This window comes from Arthrobacter sp. 01T425 (genome assembly GCF_056398725.1).
Genome location: NZ_JBFTPY010000009.1, coordinates 66,442 through 88,380, shown reverse-complemented (window position 1 = coordinate 88,380; position 21,939 = coordinate 66,442). Strand labels below are relative to the sequence as shown.

19 protein-coding genes are annotated in these 21,939 nt (G+C 67.7%); 4 read left to right on the top strand and 15 right to left on the bottom strand.

Annotated elements, in window-relative coordinates:
• Positions 1-52: 52 nt before the first annotated feature.
• Positions 53-1,372: a CpaE/TadZ family protein gene (locus AC1DNG_RS11670; RefSeq protein WP_476887428.1), complete on the bottom strand. Its 1,320-nt coding sequence runs from the start codon at positions 1,370-1,372 to the stop codon at positions 53-55.
• Positions 1,369-2,013, bottom strand: a complete 645-nt coding sequence (locus tag AC1DNG_RS11665; protein WP_230008166.1) for a CpaB family protein — start codon at positions 2,011-2,013, stop codon at positions 1,369-1,371. The genes AC1DNG_RS11670 and AC1DNG_RS11665 overlap by 4 nt, the downstream gene beginning before the upstream one ends.
• A 151-nt stretch (positions 2,014-2,164) precedes the next feature.
• Between AC1DNG_RS11665 and AC1DNG_RS11660 the strand changes: the two genes are divergently transcribed.
• Positions 2,165-2,386: a helix-turn-helix domain-containing protein gene (locus AC1DNG_RS11660; RefSeq protein WP_018775212.1), complete on the top strand. Its 222-nt coding sequence runs from the start codon at positions 2,165-2,167 to the stop codon at positions 2,384-2,386.
• 14 nt (positions 2,387-2,400) lie between these two features.
• Here the strand turns inward: AC1DNG_RS11660 and AC1DNG_RS11655 are convergent, their stop codons facing one another.
• A complete protein-coding gene (locus tag AC1DNG_RS11655) occupies positions 2,401-2,970 on the bottom strand; it encodes a hypothetical protein (RefSeq protein ID WP_476887387.1) in 570 nt (189 codons plus the stop codon).
• Positions 2,971-3,099: 129 nt separating this feature from the next.
• Between AC1DNG_RS11655 and AC1DNG_RS11650 the strand changes: the two genes are divergently transcribed.
• Positions 3,100-3,960, top strand: a complete 861-nt coding sequence (locus tag AC1DNG_RS11650) for a LysM peptidoglycan-binding domain-containing protein (protein WP_476887386.1) — start codon at positions 3,100-3,102, stop codon at positions 3,958-3,960.
• A 158-nt stretch (positions 3,961-4,118) separates the two neighbouring features.
• The gene (locus tag AC1DNG_RS11645) at positions 4,119-4,604 is read left to right on the top strand and encodes an Rv3235 family protein (protein WP_230008799.1); all 486 of its coding nucleotides are present in this window, start codon (positions 4,119-4,121) and stop codon (positions 4,602-4,604) included.
• Positions 4,605-4,837: 233 nt separating this feature from the next.
• Here the strand turns inward: AC1DNG_RS11645 and secA are convergent, their stop codons facing one another.
• The 7 genes from secA to mtrA all read right to left on the bottom strand — a co-directional run bounded on the left by secA (position 4,838) and on the right by mtrA (position 15,398).
• Positions 4,838-7,576: a preprotein translocase subunit SecA gene (gene secA, locus AC1DNG_RS11640; RefSeq protein ID WP_028276005.1), complete on the bottom strand. Its 2,739-nt coding sequence runs from the start codon at positions 7,574-7,576 to the stop codon at positions 4,838-4,840.
• 103 nt (positions 7,577-7,679) lie between these two features.
• Entirely contained in the window at positions 7,680-8,897 is a 1,218-nt protein-coding gene (locus AC1DNG_RS11635) for a winged helix-turn-helix domain-containing protein (RefSeq protein ID WP_476887385.1), read from the bottom strand.
• A 33-nt stretch (positions 8,898-8,930) separates the two neighbouring features.
• The gene (gene hpf / locus AC1DNG_RS11630; RefSeq protein WP_476856684.1) at positions 8,931-9,656 is read right to left on the bottom strand and encodes a ribosome hibernation-promoting factor, HPF/YfiA family; all 726 of its coding nucleotides are present in this window, start codon (positions 9,654-9,656) and stop codon (positions 8,931-8,933) included.
• 171 nt (positions 9,657-9,827) lie between these two features.
• On the bottom strand, positions 9,828-10,778 hold the full coding sequence (locus AC1DNG_RS11625) for a ComF family protein (protein ID WP_476887384.1): 951 nt from the start codon (positions 10,776-10,778) through the stop codon (positions 9,828-9,830).
• A 174-nt stretch (positions 10,779-10,952) separates the two neighbouring features.
• Complete coding sequence (locus tag AC1DNG_RS11620; RefSeq protein ID WP_476873212.1) at positions 10,953-12,671, bottom strand: LpqB family beta-propeller domain-containing protein; 1,719 nt, start codon at positions 12,669-12,671, stop codon at positions 10,953-10,955.
• Positions 12,668-14,590, bottom strand: a complete 1,923-nt coding sequence (gene mtrB / locus AC1DNG_RS11615) for an MtrAB system histidine kinase MtrB (protein WP_476873213.1) — start codon at positions 14,588-14,590, stop codon at positions 12,668-12,670. The genes AC1DNG_RS11620 and mtrB overlap by 4 nt, the downstream gene beginning before the upstream one ends.
• A 133-nt stretch (positions 14,591-14,723) precedes the next feature.
• Positions 14,724-15,398: an MtrAB system response regulator MtrA gene (mtrA, locus tag AC1DNG_RS11610; RefSeq protein WP_026538469.1), complete on the bottom strand. Its 675-nt coding sequence runs from the start codon at positions 15,396-15,398 to the stop codon at positions 14,724-14,726.
• 191 nt (positions 15,399-15,589) lie between these two features.
• Between mtrA and AC1DNG_RS11605 the strand changes: the two genes are divergently transcribed.
• A complete protein-coding gene (locus AC1DNG_RS11605) occupies positions 15,590-16,312 on the top strand; it encodes a DUF4166 domain-containing protein (RefSeq protein WP_476858883.1) in 723 nt (240 codons plus the stop codon).
• Positions 16,313-16,388: 76 nt separating this feature from the next.
• On the opposite strand, the gene AC1DNG_RS11600 is transcribed toward AC1DNG_RS11605, so the two are convergent.
• The 5 genes from AC1DNG_RS11600 to AC1DNG_RS11580 form a co-directional block, all read right to left on the bottom strand.
• Positions 16,389-17,432 (bottom strand): uroporphyrinogen decarboxylase/cobalamine-independent methonine synthase family protein, encoded by a 1,044-nt coding sequence (locus tag AC1DNG_RS11600; protein ID WP_476887383.1) that lies wholly within the window; start codon positions 17,430-17,432, stop codon positions 16,389-16,391.
• 2 nt (positions 17,433-17,434) lie between these two features.
• Complete coding sequence (locus tag AC1DNG_RS11595; protein ID WP_230011813.1) at positions 17,435-17,851, bottom strand: chorismate mutase; 417 nt, start codon at positions 17,849-17,851, stop codon at positions 17,435-17,437.
• 193 nt (positions 17,852-18,044) lie between these two features.
• Complete coding sequence (locus tag AC1DNG_RS11590) at positions 18,045-19,748, bottom strand: ABC transporter ATP-binding protein (RefSeq protein WP_476887382.1); 1,704 nt, start codon at positions 19,746-19,748, stop codon at positions 18,045-18,047.
• The gene (locus AC1DNG_RS11585) at positions 19,745-20,758 is read right to left on the bottom strand and encodes an ABC transporter permease (RefSeq protein ID WP_476848779.1); all 1,014 of its coding nucleotides are present in this window, start codon (positions 20,756-20,758) and stop codon (positions 19,745-19,747) included. Before AC1DNG_RS11585 ends, AC1DNG_RS11590 begins: the two co-directional genes overlap by 4 nt.
• A gap of 2 nt (positions 20,759-20,760) precedes the next feature.
• Positions 20,761-21,852: an ABC transporter permease gene (locus AC1DNG_RS11580; protein ID WP_476858887.1), complete on the bottom strand. Its 1,092-nt coding sequence runs from the start codon at positions 21,850-21,852 to the stop codon at positions 20,761-20,763.
• Positions 21,853-21,939: the final 87 nt, after the last annotated feature.

The window sequence follows — 21,939 nt, the reverse complement described above, 5'->3', positions numbered from 1 at the left end:
CGCCTCCATAAAAGAAGTTCACAGCCGCCTCTTTGCGGCCCTTACGTTGACCCTAACCCTTTGCCCGGCGTCGTGCTGTGGAAGAAAAGACAAAGGATTTCTTATTTCGCTGGGCAGGTGCACAAACCAAAATGGCGATCGCGTGCCTCAACTCGGATTCAGGGGCGGATTCGAGCAAAAGTGCCCCGGACAGGAGGGCGGCGTCGCTCGCCGCGGGGTCGGACGGCAGGAACGCCGACAACGGCGCCGAGGGGCCGTACCGCTCCCAGGCGGCCCGCAGCTGGCGTTCGGGCGAGCGCCCAACGGCGGAGGTCCTGACTTTGTTCAGGACCACTTGCGGCGCCGCCTGCGGGACGGCCGCCCGAAGCTCGGCGAGGCCGCGGACGAGCCTCGGCACCCCGATGGAGTCCGCCGCCCCGACGGCAAAGACCGTGTCGGCCAGCTCCAGGCTTCGCAGGGTCGCGGCGTTGCGGCGCGGCGCGCCACTGTCAAAGCCAATCTCGTCATCGGCTTCGAGGCAGAAGCCGGTGTCCACCACAGTGACATCCGCAATCTCCCGGGCCCGCTCCAGCACCAGTGTGAGGGCCGCGGCGCGCAGTTCCGTCCAGCGGTCCGCCCGCGTAATCCCGGTGAGCACCCGCAGCGCGCCGGCCTTGGTCGGCACGGTCGTGGCGATCCTGAGCAGGGCATCGGCGTCAAGCAGGCCCTGGTCTGCCAGCCGGCAGGCCTGGGCCAGCCCGGCGGCCTCGTCAAGCAGACCCAGGAGGGCGGCCACGCTGGCACCGTAGCTGTCGGCGTCGACCAGCAGCACGGAATGGCCTTCCGCGGCCAGCTCCCCCGCGATGTTGGCGGCCACCAGGGTCCGGCCCGGCGCGCCGGCCGGACCCCAGACCGCAATGATCCGACCCTTCGCGCCTGGGCTTGCGGTGACGGTGTGCGCCCCGGAAGACCGCGGCACCTGCCCTGCGGCGGCGACGGGCGCGGCGCCGTCACCCGCGGCCGGTCCCGGGCCCTCTCCGGTGCCACTGAGCTGCGCCACCGCTGCGGAAATCCGGGCCGCCAGGGCCGCGGCGTCAACGGCCCGGGCTTCCGCTGCCACGCCAATGGTCCGCAGGCGGACAGTTTCCTCCGGATTGTCGGTCAAGGCGATGACGACGACGCCGACGGCGGACAGCCGGTCCACCAGCGAGGCCGTCAGCTCTTCGCTGCCGGCCGCTACGACGGCGGCGCGGGCCAACCCGCTCTGGCAGGCGGCCAGCAGTTCCGCCAGCTCGCTGCACCGCCGGACAACGGACACGGGCCCGTGCAGCCGCTCCAGTCCGCCGACCAGGTCATCGCGGGAGTCCCCCACAGTCACCACGGGAATGCTCATCGCGAGGTACCGCCCGGGTTCCACACGACCGCGATCTTTGCTTTGTTGGCCTGGGCCCCCAGCAACTTGGGCATCTGGGCGTCGGGAACGAGCACCATGACCACCGTGGAACGTGAGGAGCCCAGGGCCGTGCTGCCCGGGGTGATCTGGGCAATTTCGGCGCCGGAGAGGAGCAGGGAGGGCTCGCTGAAGCCGTTGCGGGTATCCGGCAACGCCACCCAGACATCCACGCGCGAGCCCGCCACGGCTTGGGCGGGAAGGGTCTCCTCGACGGTGACGGCCACGGGCTTGCGGTCCAGCCCGTCGAGCTGCCCGACACTCTCACGCGGCAGCAGTTGGTCCTTGCCGATCCGCTGCACGGCCACAAGTCCGGCATCCAGGCCGGCCTCCGGGGTCAGGTAGTGCTGTTCCACTTCGCCGAGCCGCACCTTGACCCGGTGCAGCTTGTCGGTTGTCAGCGTCTCGCCGACGGCGATCGGCTCCCGCGCCGCGTACGCTTCCGTGGTCTGGTCCGCGGCGCCGACCAGCGAGACCACGCCAACGACGGATGCCAGGACCAGCAGGATTCCGACGAGGAGCCGGGGGTCTTTCCAGGACGGCCTTTTCAAACGAGCCCCTTCGGCTGCCGCGCTTCCACTCATGCGTCCGCTCCCCCTGTCGTCGCCGTCCATTCCCGGATGCCGGGCACCCCTATTGTTGCGCCCGGGCCGCCCGGGTGGAAGATCCGGGGCCAAACAGGCGCAAACTGTGGATAACGGCACCAGTAGGCCTCAACGGTGGCAAAATGGGTTCATGCCCCGATTCCTGACTCTCGCTGACGTTGCCGAGCAGCTCCAGATCAACTCTCCGGCCGCCTACGCGCTCGTTCGCAGCGGCGAGCTGAAGGCAATCCAGGTGGGCGGACGCGGCCAGTGGCGCGTCGAGGAGAAGATGCTCGAGCAGTACATCCAGGAGCGCTATGCCGAGGCCAGCCGCATGATCGAAGAGGCCAAGGCGAAGTCCGCCGGAAGTTGAACCCGGCGGGCTGACTAGCCGCCCGCGGTACCTACGGACCTGATGCCCGCGAGGGCGCCGAAGGGGATGGCAATCACCTTCCGGGCGTTCGCCGGAGGCCGTTCCCCGCCGTCCCGTGTCACGGCCAGGTCCAGGAAGTCCCTGCCGACCGTGTCGATGATGCCGTGGAGCCCCGCATCTGCCCTCCCGTGACCGGCAAAGATCGTCACCCGTGCACGGTTCCAGGCGAGTCCCCGGAGGGCGCTGCCCAAACCGAGCCGCCGGCGGACGATTGACGGTTCGGAGACCGCCACCCGCGACAGGCCCCCATAGTGCGCGGCCGCGGCGTAGGGAATGAGCACTTGGTGTTGGGGCTCATCAAGGACCAGGGCCTCGCTGCCCGCGTGGCTCAGCACTCCCTCGAACACCCGCCCCAAGGACAAATGCACGCGGATACTGAGCCCGAGGGACCCGCGGAGCCGGTCCGCGAGCTGCACTCCCGCAGAGTCCACGAGTGCACGCTCGGCTATTTCAGCCTCTAATTCCAGCCGCTGGCGCGCGGCCAGCTGTGCCTCCATGTCCTCAAACAAGGCGTCCCACCGCATGGCGCCAGCGTAGGCGGCCCTCCCGCACTGGTCAATCCGAGGCCTCCACTATCCACAGACTCGGACTGCGTCTAGACAAACGGAGCACAACAGGATCAGACTCAATTAAACAGGCTTAAAAGTTATCAAATGGCATTAAACACCATCAAACGGTACACATTTCGACTGGAGGAACAGCCCATGGACCGGACAGTGACGCCGCAACCCGCGGACCGGCCCCTGCCCGTCCCCATGCCCAGACAAACAGTCCGGGCCGACGCCGCCATGGCCGCCGCCATCCTGTTGCTCGGGATCTTCCTCGCAGCTACGGGAAGTTTCCTGATTCAGCGCTGGCAGTCCGGCTCGGCACGCCGGCAGTCGCTGTCCTTCGAGGACCAGCTCGGGATCGTGGCAAATACGGCCGGGCTGATTGTCATCACCTGGTGGGTGATGTCGCTCGCTTTCGCCGTCGCGGCGGCACTGCTGGACCGCCTCGGCCGGACCCACGCGGCGGCCGCCACGGGCCGGTTCAGCCCGGCGTTCATGCGGCGGCTGGTGCTCGCCGCCGTCGGACTGCAGCTGCTGACGGCGCCGCTGGCCAGCGCGGCCACTGCGCCTGGCGGGCCCGGACCGGAAAGACCCGGTCCGGCAGCGGTATCGGCATCCTGGACTCCGTCACCCGGGGAGGCCTTGGCACCGGAGCCACAAGGGCCGGGAGCCGGTTCCGCGCTGGATCCGCGGTGGAAGCCGCTGAGCCCGATCGTGGATGCCGGACCGCTGGCTGCACGCCATGTGCGCACACAGGACTTCCCCGGCGCCCGCAGGGAGGTCACGGTCCGGTCCGGCGATTCGCTGTGGAGCATCGCCGCGGCCGCTCTGGGGCCGTTGGCTTCCGACGCCGACATCGCCAGAGAGTGGCCCCGGCTCTATGCGGGCAACCGCGACGCTATCGGAGCCGACCCGCACTTCCTGCGGCCCGGACAGGTCCTGGTCCTCCCGCCGCCGCGCTAGGGGCCGCCGCACCATAGGCCGGGCCGCAGCGCCGGCCCCGGCCTATGGTCCCGGCCCACCGAAGACCACAGGGACAAGCCGGTCGGAAGATTCGCCCGGTTCCAGCCACCCGCACCAGCCGCAAGCCACCCGCACCAGCCATCAGCAAAGGAACCGTCATGAACGCAGTCACCGGGATCCGCTCAGCCGCGGCGACCCCCGTCCCGCATGCCCCCGCCCTCCGGGTTGTGTCCGGCACGGCTACACCACCGGCCAACCACGCCACTGCGGCCCCGCCGCCGCTGCGCGTTGTTGACGAGGCCCGCGAGATTTGTGCGATTTCCCGGAGCACCGTGCAGGCGGCGATCGAGGTGCTGGCCGGGACGCGGCCCGCACAGCAGCTCTCCCGGCGCCTGGACCCGCGCTGTCTGGCGGCCCTGCAGCACCGAGCCGCATTGACCCGCCGGGTTGCCTCCGGCAGCTCGCCGACGGCGGGCAGGCTGCACCGCAACCCGTCCGTCAGGTCCGTCCGGGCCTGCCGCGTGTCGGATGACGTCTACGAGGCCAGCGCCGTGGTGGTCGAGGAATCACGGGTTCGCGCGGTCGCGCTGCGGCTGGAGCGCGGCACGGCGGCCTGGCGCGTCACAGTGCTGGAGATCGGCTGAACGGCAGGGCCGGAGGCACAAAACAGGCAGAGAGTCCGCAGAAAACAGGCAGAAAGCCGGCAACAGACAGGCAGAGAACCGGCAGAAGCCAGTCGCCGCCGAGGGCAGCGACGGGCACGAACCTGCGGAACCGGGCCCGGTCTGCAAGGGAATGCCCGGCATGTGAGGGAAAGGAGGCGCAAACACGGAAGGACCGGAGCAAATGCTCCGGTCCTTCCGTGTTTGCGTCGTGCCTAGCGCCGCTTCTTCTTCGCAGCGCGGCGGCCGATGTCCTGCGCCGCGGCCTTGGCCGGGTTTCCCGAACGTCCGGAGACCTTCGCCTCGATCCGGGTCTGGGCGGCACCGTCCTCGCCAGGTGCGGTGTACTGCAGCTGCGCGGGTTTCTCCGGGGCTTCGAGCCCGGCGGCATGGATCTGCGGCTCGTGGTGTTCGGTGTGCTGGCCCTCGGCGTCCGCCACCACAACGTCTTCGGCCGGCGTCACTTCGACGTCGAGGTTGAACAGGAAGCCGACGCTCTCTTCGCGGATGGCCTCCATCATGGCCTGGAACATGATGAAGCCCTCGCGCTGGTACTCCACCAGGGGGTCACGCTGGGCCATGGCGCGCAGCCCGATGCCCTCCTTGAGATAGTCCATCTCGTAGAGGTGTTCCTGCCACTTGCGCCCGATAACGGAAAGGACCACCCGGCGCTCCAGTTCGCGCATGCTCTCGGAGCCAATCGCCTGCTCCCTGGCCTGGTAGACCAGACGGGCATCGGAAAGGATCTCTTCCCGGAGGAACTCGGTCGTGATCCGGGACTTGCCGCCGGCCTCGTCAATGACGTCGCGCGGGGTGAAGCTCACGGGGTACAGGGTCTTGAGGTTGGACCACAGGAGGTTGAAGTCCCAGTCGTCGCCGGTGCCCTCGGCTGTGGCTTCGTCGATGAAAGCGTTGATGGTGTCTTCCAGGAAGTACTGGACCTTCTCGTGGAGGTCATCGCCTTCGAGGATGCGGCGCCGGTCGCCGTAGATTGCCTCGCGCTGGCGGTTCAGGACGTCGTCGTACTTCAGCACGTTCTTGCGCTGTTCGGCGTTGCGGCCTTCCACCTGGCCCTGGGCCGAGGCGATGGCGCGCGAGACGAGCTTGGATTCGAGTGCGACGTCGTCGGGCACCGAGCTGTTCATGAGCCGTTCGGCTGCGCCGGAGTTGAACAGGCGCATCAGGTCATCGGTCAGCGAGAGGTAGAACCGGGACTCGCCGGGGTCGCCCTGGCGTCCGGAACGGCCGCGGAGCTGGTTGTCGATGCGGCGGGACTCGTGCCGTTCGGTGCCGAGCACGTAGAGTCCGCCCAGGTTCAGGACTTCCTCGTGTTCGTCCTTGACGGACTGCTTGGCGGATTCGAACACCTCGGGCCACGCGGCCTCGTATTCCTCGGAGTTCTCCTCCGGGTCCAGGCCGCGCTTGGCCATTTCGGCGACGGCGGTGAATTCCGCGTTGCCGCCGAGCATGATGTCGGTACCGCGGCCGGCCATGTTGGTCGCGACTGTGACGGCGGCCTTGCGGCCGGCCTGGGCCACGATGGACGCTTCACGGGCATGGTTCTTGGCGTTCAGGACCTCGTGCCGGACGCCTTCCTTGGCCAGCAGCCGGGAGAGGTATTCGCTCTTCTCGACGCTGGTGGTGCCGACGAGGACAGGCTGGCCGTTTTCGTGGCGTTCGGCGATGTCCTTGACGACTGCGTCGAATTTGACGGTCTCGTTCTTGTAGACAAGGTCGGCCTGGTCGATCCGCGTCATGTCGCGGTTGGTCGGGATGGCAACGACGCCGAGCTTGTAGGTGCTCATGAACTCGGCGGCCTCGGTCTCGGCCGTGCCGGTCATGCCCGCGAGCTTGTCGTACATGCGGAAGTAGTTCTGCAGCGTCACGGTGGCGAGCGTCTGGTTCTCGGCCTTGATCTCGACGCCTTCCTTGGCTTCGATGGCCTGGTGCATGCCTTCGTTGTAGCGGCGGCCGGCGAGAATGCGGCCGGTGTGCTCATCGACGATCAGCACCTCGCCGTCGAGGATGACGTAGTCCTTGTCGCGCTTGAACAGCTCCTTGGCCTTGATGGCGTTGTTCAGGAAGCCGATCAGGGGCGTGTTGGCGGACTCGTAGAGGTTGTGGATGCCGAGGTAGTCCTCGACCTTTTCAATGCCGGCCTCGAGGACACCGACGGTACGCTTCTTCTCATCGACCTCGTAGTCAGTCTCGGCCTGCAGGCGTGTGACCACCTTGGCGAATTCGCTGTACCAGCGGTTAGTGTCCCCCTGGGCCGGACCGGAGATGATGAGCGGGGTGCGGGCCTCGTCGATGAGGATCGAGTCCACTTCGTCGACGATGGCGAAATGGTGGCCGCGCTGGACGAGTTCCGAGCTGTCCCACGCCATGTTGTCGCGCAGGTAGTCGAAGCCGAATTCGTTGTTCGTTCCGTACGTGATGTCCGCGGCGTACTGCTCGCGGCGCAGCGCAGGGTCCTGGTTGGAGAGGATGCAGCCGCTGGTCAGGCCGAGGAAGCGGTACACGCGGCCCATGAGGTCTGACTGGTATTCGGCGAGGTAGTCGTTCACGGTGACGACGTGGACGCCCTTGCCGGTGAGGGCGTTGAGGTAGGCCGGAGCGGTGGCCACCAGGGTCTTGCCTTCACCGGTCTTCATTTCCGCGATGTTGCCCAGGTGCAGGGCGGCGCCGCCCATGAGCTGGACATCGAAGTGGCGCATGCCGAGGGTACGGGACGATGCCTCGCGTACGGCCGCGAACGCTTCGGGCAGCAGATCGTCGAGCTTCTCGCCGGCCTGGTGGCGTTCGCGCAGCCGGTCAGTTTCTTCACGGAGCTCGGCGTCCGTGAAGGTCTGGAAGGAGCTCTCCAGGGCATTGATGGAATCGGCATAGTTCCGCAGTTGCCGCAGGGTTTTTTTGTCACCCGTGCGGAGAAGTTTTTCGATAAGTGATGCCACGTGAAGTTGCTCCCAGTCTCAAGCTGCCGAATTCTGGCGTGTTTAGTCTACGGGAGAGACGCAAGGCCGGTGGCGCCTGTTCCCTCACAGCGGATAGTGCGGTTTACCGGGCAGCCACGGCTTCGGCGAGCGCCGGCGCAAGGTTCCCCATTGGCGAGACAACTACGTCGTCCAGTCCCAGCCACTCTGCCATGAGCTGCAGTTCCGCGGCGAGTTCGACGGCGGTGTCCTCCGGCGCGCCGGGTTCGGCGTGGGCGGCCCTGGCCAGGAGCCGCCCGCCGGCCCGGTCCGCTTTGAGGTCGACCCGTGCGACGATCGCGTCGCGGAGCAGGAACGGCAGGACGTAGTAGCCGTACTTCCGCTTCGGCTCGGGCGTGTAGATCTCGATCCGGTAGTGGAATCCGAAGAGCTCCTCGAGCCGCCGGCGTTCGAACACGAGGGAGTCGAAGGGGCTCAGGAGCGCCCGGCCGGTGGCCGAGCGCGGCAGTTTCGCCTCCACGTGGCGGTACAGGGGCCGGTCCCAGCCGGATACCGTGACCGGCTGCAGCCGGCCGCTGTCCACGAGGTTCCGGACGGCGACGGCGGCGTCCTTCTGCGGTGTCCGGAAGTAGTCGGCGAAGCATCGCACCGTCCCTATACCGTGGGCCTGGGCCGCGGCGTCGATCAGCCGGTCCATGGCCGCGGCCGCATCCGGTTCGGGTGCCACCGCTTCCTTGCCCGGTCCGGGGAGCACCCGGGCGGTGAGGGTGTAGCGCCGTTCGAAGGAGTCGGTCCGCGAGGATGCGGAGACAAGGCCCTCTTCGAAGAGATGTTCCAGCACCCTTTTGACGGCGTTCCAGTTCCAGCCCCAGTTGTCCCGCTGCTGGTCTTCCACGTGGCCGAGCCGGGCTGTCAGTTCGGCGGCGGTCAGCGGCTTCCCGACGGCCAGGGTTTCCAGGACCTTGGCCGCCACCCCGTTGCGCAGTTCGGGGTCCATCGCGTGCGCGCCCACCCATTTGCGGCTCTGCCACTGCACGAGATCGTGGAAATGGTCCGGGCGGATGAAGCAGGCTTCGTGGGCCCAGTACTCCATCATCCGGCGCGGGTGGGTCCCCGCCATGCGCGACAGGATGGTGCGGTCGTAGTTGCCGAGCCGCGAGAAGAAGGGCAGGAAGTGGCTGCGGGACACCACATTGACGGAGTCGATCTGAACCAGGTGCAGCCGGGCAAAGATACGGCCCACCGCCCGTGCACTCACGGGTCCGGTGGGCCGTTCCTTCTCCAGTCCCTGGGCTGCCAACGCGATCCGCCGTGCCTGTGCCAGGCTCAGCGATGCTTGCACGTTAGTCCCTTCGTCGGAAAAGTCTGCACCAGCTTATGCGCTGGCGGGCTCATCCTCTGAACGGTAGGCCAGGATTTTGTCTTCCAGACTCGAATGTCCGGGCTCGCACGTCTGGTCCAGGGAGATGACCCCGTAGGTCCAGCCGTCACGGCGGTAGACGACCGACGGCGCCTTGGTCTCCTTGTCCACGAAAAGATAGAAGTCGTGACCCACAAGTTCCATGTTGTCGACGGCGTCATCGAGGGTGAGCTGGGACGCGGCGAACACCTTCCGGCGGATCAGTACAGGCGAGTCGCCGGCCGGAATATCGTTCTCGACCTCATACGGCGACTTCTCTGCCGCCATCGCCTGGGTCTCCTGCTGCTGCGCCGCCTCCACATAGAGGGGTTCGCTGGGGCTGGCCGGCTCCAGGGCTGCCGTCGCCTCGGTGACTGACTTCGGGGTATGCCGGCCGTGGTGGACCTTTCTGCGGTCCCTGGCCCTGCGCAGGCGTTCAAGAAGCTTGTTGTAAGCGAGATCGAACGCAGCGAACTTGTCGGCGGCACTCGCTTCTGCGCGGATTACTGGGCCGCGTCCCAGGACTGTCAGCTCAACCGTGAGCGATTCGGCGGTCTGGCGGGCTTTGGTCTCTTTGGTGACCTTCGCGTCTACCCTCTGGACCTTGTCTCCCAACGACGCGATCTTTGAGATCTTGTCGTCGGCATATTCGCGGAACCGGTCTGAGACCGTCAAGTTGCGTCCGCTGATCATGAACTCCATGGTGCCCTCCAAATGACTTCGGTGACACGACGGCGGTACTTCCCGGGGGCCGATCTGACTGACAGTCGAGCCCCTTTCCGAGCCGCTATCGACAGGTACATCTGTTCTTGGTACCCATCTTCGACGTTAGTTCATAGACACCTGTTATTCATCCTTTTACGGTTTATTTTTTTAGCTCCCACCGATCATCCGCGCCGCCGCGGGGATGGCGGCGCCGACATCGGCGGCGGCCGGCGGGCGTGTCGCGGCCAGCACGACGGCGCCGCTGACAATGGCCCCCGCGGCCCGGAGCGCACGGGCCGCCTCCGCCAGGGTGGCGCCGGTGGTCAGCACGTCATCGACGATGATGCAGACACGTCCTTCGACTCGCGCAGGCCACGGACCGGACCTGGCCCGCATGGAACCGCGCACGCGCCGGGCGCGCTCACCCCGGCCCAATCCCTTCTGTCCGCCGGACAGGGAGCCGGCCCCTGTGGGGCCGTCCCGCAACCGGCCCCACAGGGGCAAAGCCGGCGGTTTCGTGTTCCGCGCGGGCGGCACGGATTTCCGCAGCGCGTCCGCGACGGTGAACCCTGGGATTTCGTCCCCGCGGACGAGCCGGCGGAGCAGGATATGGACGGGGCTGAAGCCCCGCCTGCGGTAAGCGGCGGCGCTCGTGGGCACGGGGACGAGGACGAGTCCCTGCCCGGGCCCGGACGCGGCGTGGAGGGCGCGCGCCAGTCCCCGGGCCAGCTCGGCGCCCAGCCGGGCCTGCCCGTGGCTTTTGAAGGACAGCAGGCACTGCGCCAGCTCGGCCCGGTATGGCCCGGCCGCCACCACGGGCAGCAGCACGGAGCCGTCCATGTCCATCAGGGCCGGAGCCTGGGCCTCTGCCCGGAACGGCCGGAGCGTCAGCAGGCGCAGCTTACGGGAGCACGCGCCGCAGAGTGCCGAGTCCTCCGCCCCGCAGCAGACGCAGTCCACTGGAATGGCCAGGGCGAGCACCTCAGCCGCCGCTTCGGCTGTCCGGTCGCCCAGCCTCGCCAGCGGACGCGCGTAGCTCCCGCGGTGTCGCGCCGCCCTGGCCGCGGCCGGGGCAAGATCAGGGTCCGCTGCCGGGACCCGGGTGGTGTGGCTGCCCATCCTCCGATCCTGGACCGGGTGCGCCCCCCGTAGTAGCCCGGCGGGCCGCTATGTGGACAACACCCCGGCCGGAACCTTCGCGGAACCTTCACCGGATCCGGGTGACGGCGGCACCGCCGTCGTCGTCGCCGTCGTCCGAGGGCGCCGGTCAGCCGGGGAAAGAGGGGACGCCGGTCAGCCGGGGAACGAGGGGTCGATGGGGCCCTTGAGCTGCGGTGACCAGCCGTTGCCCAGCCGCTGGAAGATCCCTTCCGCGGACTGGCCGTAGATCTCGGCCGGTCCGTTGCCCGCGCTGAGGGCCGTCAGCCCGGGCCACGGCGCCAGCTGCTGCGGCTGTGCCGAGGTCAGCGACAACAGCTCGGGGGTGACGGCATCGCTGGCGGAGGCCTTCATGACCGCGACTGTGGTGTCATCCACCCAGACCCCTTGGTCCGGATCCCGGGGGGTCAGGAGCGTCAGGGGCACGGTCAGGTCCCTCGGGGTGCCGTCCGCGTTCCGGATGATCCCGGTGATCTGGACCTTGCTCTTGCCGTTCTGCTGCGAAATGACGAGGGCCCGCGTGCCGTCCCGGGAAATCCGGAATTCCTTCACCGTCCGGCCCGCGAGCCATCCCGGCGACAGGGTCACGGTGGGTACGCTGGCGTTCTCCGCCACACCGACCGGCCGGTAGGCCACTACCTCGGTGGCGCCGCCGGCACCCGGCCCGGCAGTCCAGACCCAGTCATAGCGGCCGAACGAAGGCCGGGACAGCGCGGCCCGCGTGGTCAGCGCCCTGGCGGGCTGGCCCGGAACGATCGAGTACAGCGTGGTGCGGGCGGCGTTGAGGAACGCGGCCGCCTGCGACTCGGTGGACTCCGCAGGCGCCCGGGGTGAGAGGGCTGAAACGGACCGGACGTCCGGGAGCGGTGAAATCCTGTTGTTTTCGTACCGGACCAGGTCATTGTTGCTGACGGCGATCTGGTAAGCGGGGACGCTTTCGTCCTGGACTGGAGGCAGGACCGTGCCGTTGTCCTCGACGCGCACCAGGTCCTGGTTGGCCCGGAGCTCAACGTTGATCACATCCGGTTGGCTGCGGAACGTCAGGGCAAGCTGCGTCTGCATCCGCAGCCGGTCCTCGTTGGAGGCCTCGACCAGGTCCTTGGCGGTGAGATCCACCTGCGCGGCGCCGGATACCACGGGCACTGATTCGCGGGCCAGCTTGATGCCTGAAGGGAACGCGCTGACGACGGCGCCCTTGAGGTAGGGGGCGGGTCCGCCCAGGAGCGCGCTCGTCATGGCTTTGACGGTCTTCTTGCGGATGAACCACCGGACGTCGGGCACTGCGTAGGTGAACGTGGGGTCGTAGAAGTAGATCGGGAACGCGCCGTAAATGACCTTGAAGGTTTCTTCCGGAATGGCCGTGCCGTCAGGAAGATCGGAGATTCGCCATTCGCCGTCCACCTGGGTCACGGTGACGGGTATGTTTTCGGTGGTGCCCTCGGGAAGCTGCGTGGCCACGCCGTCGGCGTCCACCGAATAGGCGAGGTCGAGCTGGTAGTTGAAGACATTTTCGACGCCGGTGGCCACCACCGTGGCCTTGCGGAACACGAGCGCCCGCTGGTCCGGCTTCCACGTCACCGACGAACCCTGGGTGAGGTACTGCCGGGCCACGGCGTAGTCGTCCTCGTAGCCGCTGCCGGCGAGGTAGAAGTCTTCGATCACCGCTTCGGGTCCGGCGCCGGGACGCGGCGCGGCCGGAAAGAAGACCGGGGCGTTAGGGTTTCCCGCACTCTCGTCCGTGCTCTTGCCCACCGGCCCCGAGCGCGGAATCTGGGCGCACGAGGTCAACAGAAGCAGGATGAGCGCCAGCAGCGCAGCCCCCACGCGGGTAAACCTGCCCGAAACCCCACTCATGCCCTGCCCTCCGTCCCGGTCCCCCGGGGGCCGGCCGGGCCGCCGTCCGGGATAGCCCCGCCGGCGGCACCGCTGCCGCCGTCGTCAGAAAAGTCGTCATCGAAGCCGTCTGCGAATCCGTCCGAGGAACCCTCAACACCGGTCCCGCGGCCCGCGGTCCGGAGCGGGTCCAGCAACACCACGGTGCGCTGGCGGCCTGCCTCGGGGAGCCCGACGTTGACCGGTTCGAGCTGGAGCGGGGACCTGGTGATCGGCTCGTCGCGGCGCAGGGGAAGGGTCAGGCGGAAGTTCGACCCTTCTCCCTTGCTCCCCCAGGCCTGCAGCCAGCCGTCGTGGAGCTTGGTGTCCTCGGCGGCAATGGACAGTCCCAGCCCGCTGCCGCCCGTGGTGCGGGCCCGGGCCGGATCGGCGCGCCAGAAGCGGTCGAAGACGCGCGCCGCCTCAGCCGGGGTCATGCCGATTCCGTGATCCCGTACGGCCACGGCCACGGCGGTGCCGCTGGCGGCCACGGAAACGTTGACCGGCCGGCCCTCGCCGTGTTCGAGGGCGTTCAGGATCAGGTTGCGCAGGATCCGGTCGATCCTGCGGTCGTCCATGTCGACAATGACGCTGCCGGCCGGGGCGTTGAGGGTGACGGCGGACCCGTATTCGGCGGCGACGGGCGCCACCCCCTCGATGACATGCGCGACAAGCTGGACGATGTCGGTGGGCTCGGCGTCCAGGGTGGCGGCGCCGGCGTCAAAGCGGGAGATTTCCAGCAGGTCCGCCAGGAGCGACTGGAAGCGTTCCACCTGGTTGTACAGCAGCTCCGCGGAGCGCTTGTTGATGGGGTCGAAGTCCTCGCGGGCGTCATAAAGGACTTCGGCTGCCATGCGCACCGTGGTGAGCGGGGTGCGGAGCTCGTGGGAGACATCGGAGACGAACCGCTGCTGCATCTGGGACAGCGTGGCCAGCTGGGTGATTTGTTCCTGGAGGCTTGCGGCCATGTGGTTGAACGACGCGCCGAGGCGGGCAACCTCGTCCTCGCCTTTGACCACCATGCGCTCCTGCAGCTGGCCGGCGGCGAGCTTCTCGGAGACGACGGCGGCATGGCTGACCGGGCTGACCACGTTGCGGGTCACATACCAGGCGACGCCGCCGATCATGAGCACCAGCAGCGCGCCGCCGGCCAGCAGGACATTCTGGATCTCGTCGAGGGTCTTCTGCGCCGTGTTGAGGTCATAGATGAGGTAGAGCTCGTAGACGGTGCCGTTGAAGGTCACCTTGTTGCCGACGGCGATGCCGGGCCGGTCTTCGGTCCCTACAGGGAACTGGGTGGACGCCCAGTACTGGTCCTTGCCCGAGTCCTGCACAGCCTTGCGCAGGTCCGGGGGGATGACGCCGATGGTGAGTTGGTCCGAGGCCCGGGATTCAACCCAACGGTTGCGCGGCTTGGTCTGCTCCGGCATGGCCTCGAAGACGTAGCGCCGCTGGATCACGGATCCGCGGCCTTCGACCGCGTTCAGGGTGTCATAGACCAGGGTGATGACGCTGGACTGGTCGGTGACCTGGGCGCCGTCGAACGTGTCCTGGACCTGCTTGACGTTGTAGCGCGTCTCCGATTCGGCCTGGGCGAGCCGTTCCTGGAACAGGTTGTTGGCGATCTGGTTGGACAGGTAGGCGCCCACCACCGCGAACGAGCCCATGGCCAGCATCAGCGTGGTCAGGACCGTCCGGAACTGCAGCGAACGCCGCCACTTCCGCTGTACCGCCCGGAGCAGGTACAGGATGCCGGGCCACAGGCGCTGCATCCCGGTGCGGACGAGCCGCGCGACCCGGACGCCAACGATCCTCGCGCGTTTGGCCCACAAGCGGGTCCGGAAGGCCAGACGCCGCCACGGGCCCGGGCCGCCGCGGGGCGTTTCGGGCGCGCGGGGCATGGACGTCTCCGGCGATGAGGCCGCCGATGACTCTGCCGGCGGCGCGGATAACTCGGCCGACGGCGGCGCGGACGACTCGGCCGGCGCCGCCGTATCCGTTGCTATGGACTGCCGGACACTGCGGTCCGCAGGCTCAGGAACCTGCTTTATAGCCGACACCACGGACCGTCAATACAACTTCGGGGGCTTCCGGGTCGCGTTCGATCTTGGACCTCAACCGCTGGACATGGACATTGACCAGCCGGGTGTCGGCGGCGTGCCGGTAGCCCCAGACCTGCTCCAGGAGCAGTTCGCGCGTGAACACCTGCCACGGCTTGCGGGCCAGGGCGACGAGGAGGTCGAATTCCAGCGGCGTCAAGGAGATCCGGTCGTTGCCGCGGCTGACCAGGTGGCCGGCCACGTCGATCGTGACATCGGCGATCCGCAGGGTTTCCGGTGCCTTCTGGTCACCAGGGCGGAGCCTGGCCCGGACCCGGGCGACGAGCTCGGCGGGCTTGAACGGCTTGGGCACATAGTCATCGGCACCGGACTCAAGGCCGCGGACCACATCCGAGGTATCCGCCTTGGCCGTGAGCATCACGATCGGGACGTCGGACTCGGCACGGACCTGGCGGCAGACTTCAATGCCGTCCATCCCCGGCAGCATGAGGTCGAGCAGGACCAGGTCCGGCTTGGAGGAGCGGAACACGTCCAGCGCCTGTGCGCCGTCCGCGCAGAAGACGGGTTCGAAGCCGTCATTGCGCAGCACAATACCGATCATCTCGGCCAGAGCCTCGTCATCATCCACTACCAGAATGCGTGCCTTCATAGTTATATATTCCCCCATTGAATTGGCTTTGTCGTATCGGGCGGCCCGCCGGCATGGTGCAACCGGGCCTGCCACGCCCGCCGGAACCGGCCCAGAACCGCGCCGATGCACGGGACGCTGTGACAATTGCCGCGTTGTCCTGCATGCTGTGGAAAGGCCCAGTGAACCGGCCCGGACCGCAGGAGGAACCCGTGAACACCCCGATCTACCAGCGAGCCCTGGGCAGCGACTTTGCCCGACTGCAGCCGGAGCTTCAAGAATACTTTGCTTTGGCACCGGGATCCGGCCACTACGGCGTCGGCGAGGGGGTGTTCGACGTCGTCGGCTGCCGGCAGGCCTGGCTGCGTCCCCTGCTGCGGCTCACCACCGGCGAGCAGGCCTTCTTCCCCGAGTACGGCGAGGGCGTCCGCTTCCGGATCGAGAACCACGCCCACCTGGACCCGTTCGGCAGGTCCAGCCTGACGGCCCGCCGGGAAATCTTCTTCCCGGGCACCACCCGGCTGTTCCAGGACACGACCAGCTTTGATGACGGCGGGCGCGATAACGGCGGGCTCGGGCCCGGGCTCGTGGACTACGTGGGCCGGTACCGGCGGCTCGTCACCGACCTCAATCTCAGCGTCACGCCGGAGGGCCGGCTGCGCGGCGTGTCCGAGGCGTCGCGGCTGTTCGTGGGACCGCTCCGGATTCCGCTGCCGGCGGCCCTCGACGCCAAGGCCTACGCCGAGCAGTGGTGGGAGCCGCAGGACGGCGGCAGGCACCGGATCCAGGTCAAGGTGATCCAGCCCCAGCTCGGGCTGGTGCTGGTCTACGCCGGCCATTTCGACTACCGGCTCGAGCCCTACCCCGGCGGTATTGCGGCGCCGGGCTACCTGCCAGGGCACGCCCGACCGGACGCCTGGGAAAGCAGGGTCTGACCAGGGCCAGCAGGGCACAGCGGAGGCACCGCGGGCACGGTTGCGCCCCGGGCCGCCGGCGGCCGAAGGTGCCGCGCTAGCCGAGGGCGAGCTGGTTGAGCCCGTCCGCCACCTGGGTCAGCCGGGTCAGGACCGCCGCCGCAGTGGCGGGTGAGTGCCGCGCCAGGCCCTCCGACGGCGTGACCCGGAGCGCACCCAGCGTGGACGCGGGCAGACCCAGCTGCCGCCATGGGCGCCATACGTTTTCCACGACGTCGCGGACCCGTGGCAGTGACGCGGCAGGATCAGCCACGTCCAGCGCGCCGGCCCAGAGCCGCTTGCCGGCCTCCACCGCGCCCGCGAGTTGTTCCCACTGGCGCGAGGTCAGGGCCCGAAGCGGCACAGCGATTCCATCCGCGCCTGCCGCCAGGATCCGCTCGAACGGCGCCTCTACCTCGGAGACGGCCACAACGGTTTCGACGGCGCCCGCGGCCCGGAGCGCGTCGATCACCAATTGCCAGGACTCGGTCACTTCCCGGCCCGGCACCGAACGCAGGGTCCGGTAACCGCTGGCGGTGGGAATGGTGCCGGCCAGCACCGACGCAATTTCAGGTTCGTCGATCTGGACGACGATCCGGGCACCGGGGGCAGCCGCCGCCACCCGCTTGAGGTAGCCTTCCACGCCCGCTGCGAGCGAGTCCGCGATGTCCCGGCGGGCACCGTAGTCGATCAGGGCCCGCTCGCCGTTGTGCAGGTGCAGCCCGGCGGCAAGGCTGAGCGGCCCGCGCAGCTGGATCTTGATATCGTCCGACGGCACTTCCTCGACGCCGATCACGTCCGCCATGATGTTGATGTCGGTGGACAGGGCCGACTTGGCCCGCTGCAGGTCCTTGCCGGGCCGGTCCACGAACCGCCATCCATGCGGCTGGACGTCGACGGCGAGTTCCACGAGCAAAGAGGCGGTCCGACCCAGGGCATCGGAGCCGACGCCGCGATCGGGAAGCTCGGCGAGGAACGGCAGGTGCGGGCTGCCCAGTTCACCGCGGATGACGCGGGCGGCCTCGGCCGGGTCCTCGCCCGGCCAGGGGCCAAGGGCGGTCGCGGTCACTTGGCCCGGTGCGGGCGCGTCTGGTACTGCCATGGCTAGGCGTCTGCGGCGCGGGCGGCGTCCGCGGAGCCGGAGGCCTGGGCGGCCTGGTGGTCCTCGGCGATGGCCTCGTGGTGGCGGATGACCTCGCCGATGATGAAGTTCAGGAATTTCTCCGCGAAGGCCGGGTCCAGGTGGGCTTCGGCGGCGAGGTGCCGCAGCCGGGCGATCTGCGCCGTTTCACGGCCCGGGTCCCCGGCGGGAAGTTGGTGCGCGGCCTTGAGGAAGCCGACCTTCTGGGTGGCTTTGAAGCGTTCGGCGAGGAGGAAGACCAGGGTGGCATCGATGTTGTCGATGCTGGAGCGGATCGACAGCAGCTCCGCCATGACCGCGGGATCCACGGAACCGGCCAGGGAGCTTGCCGCCGGGTCGTAGGAGTCGGTTTCGGGAAGAGTGGGGTTCTGCTCGGTCATTGACCCAGTCTAGGGGTTCGGCGGCCAATGCCTCCCGCTGTTAAGTACCGTTGCAGGCGCCTGCGGAGACACCAAGGGGCATGCCCACCGTTCGTGGCGAACGGTGGGCATGCCCCTTGGCTGTGGCCCTGCCGGAGCCTGGCCGGCGCAGGATCGGGCCGCGCCGGATCGGGCAGGTGCCCGGTTCCGGCAGTTAGCTGTGGAGCACGGCCTTGAACGCCTCGCGGCGCCTGGCCTGTTCGTCGGGGTCCGGAACAGGCAGGGAGGCGATGAGTTTCTTCGTGTAGTCGTGCTGCGGGTTGCCCATCACCTGGTTGCCGAGGCCCTGCTCCACCATCTTGCCCTTGTAGAGCACGCCGACCCAGTGGGCGAGCATGTCCACCACGGCGAGGTCGTGGCTGATGAACAGGCACGCGAAGCCGAACTCCTGCTGGATCTCCTTGAACAGCTCCAGCACGACGGCCTGCACGGACACGTCCAGGGCCGAGGTCGGCTCGTCGGCGATGAGCAGCTTCGGGTTCAGGATGAGCGCCCGCGCCAGGGAGGCGCGCTGGCGCTGCCCGCCGGAGAGTTCGTGCGGGAACCGGTCAGCGTACGACGCCGGCAGCTGCACGGACTCGAGCAGCTCCCCGACCTTCTTGCGTGCCTCGGCCGCGGTCGGGTTGGAGTGGATGATCAGCGGTTCCGCCACGCAATCGCCGATGGTCAGCTGCGGGTTGAACGAGGCCGCCGGGTCCTGGAAAACGAAGCCGATCTCCTTGCGGAGCGGCTTGAAGGTGCGCTCCTTGAAGTTCAGCATCTCGTAGCCCAGCACATTCAGGCTGCCGCCCGTGGTCCGGTTGAGTCCGGCGATTGCCCGGCCGATGGTGGTTTTGCCGGAGCCGGACTCCCCCACGAGGCCGAAGACTTCGCCTTCGGACACGGTGAAGCTGACGCCGTCGACGGCCTTGAACGCCGGGCTGCCGAGCCGCCCCGGGTACTCGATGGTCAGGTTCTTGGCCTCGACCAGCACTTTGCCGCCCTGGTGGGCGCGTTCGACCATGCCTTCCGAGGCGGAGTTGCGGCCCAGGTGCGGGACGGCGGCGAGGAGCTTCTTGGTGTAGTCCTCCCTGGGCTGGGCGAAGAGCACCCGTGAGGATGCCTCCTCCACAACGTCGCCCTGGTACATGACCACGACGCGGTCGGCGAGGTCGGCGACAACGCCCATATTGTGCGTAATCAGCACGATGGACGTTCCGTAGTTGTCGCGCAGGTCCCGCAGCAGTTCAAGGATCTCGGCCTGCACGGTGACGTCCAGGGCAGTCGTCGGCTCGTCCGCCACGATGAGGCCAGGGTTCAGGGCCAGCGCTGCGGCAATCACGACGCGCTGTTTCTGGCCGCCCGAGAACTGGTGCGGGTAGTAGTTGACCCGCGTTTCCGGGTCCGGGATGCCCACTTTGCGGAGGGCTTCAATTGCCCGCGCTTTGGCTTCCTTGGCCGAGACCTTGCTGCGGCCGCGAGAGCCGGCGTGTGCGCGGATTCCTTCGGCGATCTGCCAGCCCACGGTGAAGACCGGGTTAAGTGCGGTGGATGGTTCCTGGAACACCATGGCCACATCGCGGCCCCGGATCTCCCGCAGTTTCGCCTCGCTGACGCTGATGACGTTGTTGCCGTTGATCAGGACCGCGCCCTGGCTGATGGCCGTCTCCGGCAGCAGTCCCAGGATGGTCTTGGCCGTCACAGTCTTGCCGGATCCCGATTCGCCAACGATGGCCACGACCTCGCCGGGGTTGACAGTGAGGCTGACGTCCTTGACGGCATACACATCCCCGGCGTCGGTGGCGAAGGTGACTTTGAGCCGGTCGATGTCAAGGACCGGGCCTGTGCCTGCGCCGGGTTTGTCGATGTTGATGGTCATAGAACTCTCGATTCTGCTTCGAGTGCAGCCTGGGTGCCGGCGGTTGAGTCCGGTCCACCCTTGCCTGCCACAGCCTTCTTGCGGCCCCGCAGGCGGGGATCGTTGAGGTCGTTGATGCTCTCACCGACGAGGGTCAGCCCAAGCACGGTCAGGACGATCGCTGTACCGGGGTAGACACCGGTCCACCAGATGCCCGAGGAGGCATCTGCAATGGCCTTGTTCAGGTCATAGCCCCACTCGGCGGCGGAGGTCGGTTCGATGCCGAAGCCCAGGAAGCCGAGGCCCGCCAGGGTCAGGATGGCCTCGGACGCGTTCAGCGTGAAAATCAAGGGCAGCGTGCGGGTTGCGTTCTTGAAGATGTGCCGGCCCATGATGCGGATGCTGGAGGCACCCACCACCTTGGCCGATTCGACGTACGGCTCCGCCTTTAGCCGGATGGTCTCGGCCCGGATGACGCGGAAGTACTGCGGGACGAACACCACCGAGATGGAGATGGAGCAGGCAACAATGCCTCCCCAGAAACTGGACTGGCCGTGGCTGATGACGATTGACATCACGATGGCCAGGAGCAGGGACGGGAAAGCGTAGATCGCATCGGCGATCACCACGAACACCCGGTCCAGCCAGCCGCCGAAGTAGCCGCTGACGAGGCCGAGGGCTACGCCGAGGAAGATCGACATCGCGACGGCCACGATGATCACCACGGCGGCCGTCTGGGCACCCCAGAGCACCCGGGAATAGACGTCATAGCCACCAACCGTGGTGCCCCAGATGTGGGCCGGGCTGGGGGGCTGCTGTGTCGGGAAGGGACCGGCGGCGTCGCTGAGCTGGGCAAACCCGTAGGGCGCGATCCACGGCGCAAACACGGCGACGAGCAGGAAGACGGCGGCCAGCACCATGCCCGTGACGAGCATGCCGCGTTGCAGCCCGACGCTCGAGCGGAAATGCGAGATCACCGGCAGCCGGTAGATGAGGGGCTGCTTGCGCCCGCTTACTTTGGTTGCATTCATGGCTAGTACCTCACTCGCGGGTCGATCAGGGCTGCGACGACGTCCACGATGAAGTTCGTGACGGCAACGATGACCGCCAGCATCACGACGATTCCCTGGACGGCGACGAAGTCGCGGGCGTTCAGGTATTGCACCAGCTGGTAGCCGAGGCCCTTCCACTCGAAGGTGGACTCCGTGAGGACGGCGCCGCCGAGCAGGAGGGCAATCTGGAGCCCCATGACAGTGATGATCGGGATGAGGGCAGGCTTGTAGGCATGCTTGGTCACGAGCCGGTAATTACTGACGCCACGGGACCTGCCGGCCTCGACGTAATCCTTGCCGAGCGTGCCGATGACGTTGGTGCGGACCAGCCGCAGGAAGACCCCTGCCGTCAAGAGCCCCAGGGTGAGTGCGGGGAGGACTGAATGGGCCGCGACATCGCCGAACGCGGCCATGTTGCCGCTGCGCAAGGCATCCAGCCAGTAGATCCCGGTCGGTGCGGCCAGGCTTCCCATGGCCAGCTCGGTCCTGGTGGAGGCCCGTCCTGCGACGGGCAGCCAGCCCAGCCAGACGGAGAAGGCCAGCTTCATCAGCAGGCCGGCGAAGAACACCGGGGTCGCGTAGCAGAGGATGGCGAAGAACCGCAGGAAGGCGTCCGGGGCCTTGTCGCGCCGGTAGGCGGCGATCAGGCCGAGCGGGATGCCGACCACCAGCGCCACGATGAGGGCATTGATGGCCAGTTCCAGGGTTGCCGTGCCAAACGTGATGATCATTTCGACCACAGGGCGGCGGTCGGTGATGGTGGTGCCGAAGTTGCCGGTCGCCACCTGGCCAACGTATTCGAGGTACTGCACGAGGATCGGGCGGTCGTAGCCGGCGTCGTGGATGCGCTGCGCGAGCGCCTCCGGCGGAAGCCTGCCGCCCTGGGCTGCGGTGATGGGGTCGCCGATGACCCGCATCAGGAAGAAGACCAAAGTCACCAGAATGAAAATGGTCGGAATGATCAGGAAGAACCGGATCAGGATGTAGGTCCCCAAGCCCCCACCCGAGGATTTTTTCTTGGACGGAAGAAGTCCGTCGGCGTCGTTTAGCGGCGCCTCAGTCAATGTTGTCATTGGTACCTAAGATTGTGCTGTCGCGGCCTTGGGCGGGCCGGCGTGAACTGCAGGATGCGGCAATGACCAGCAAAGGCGGGGCGCCTC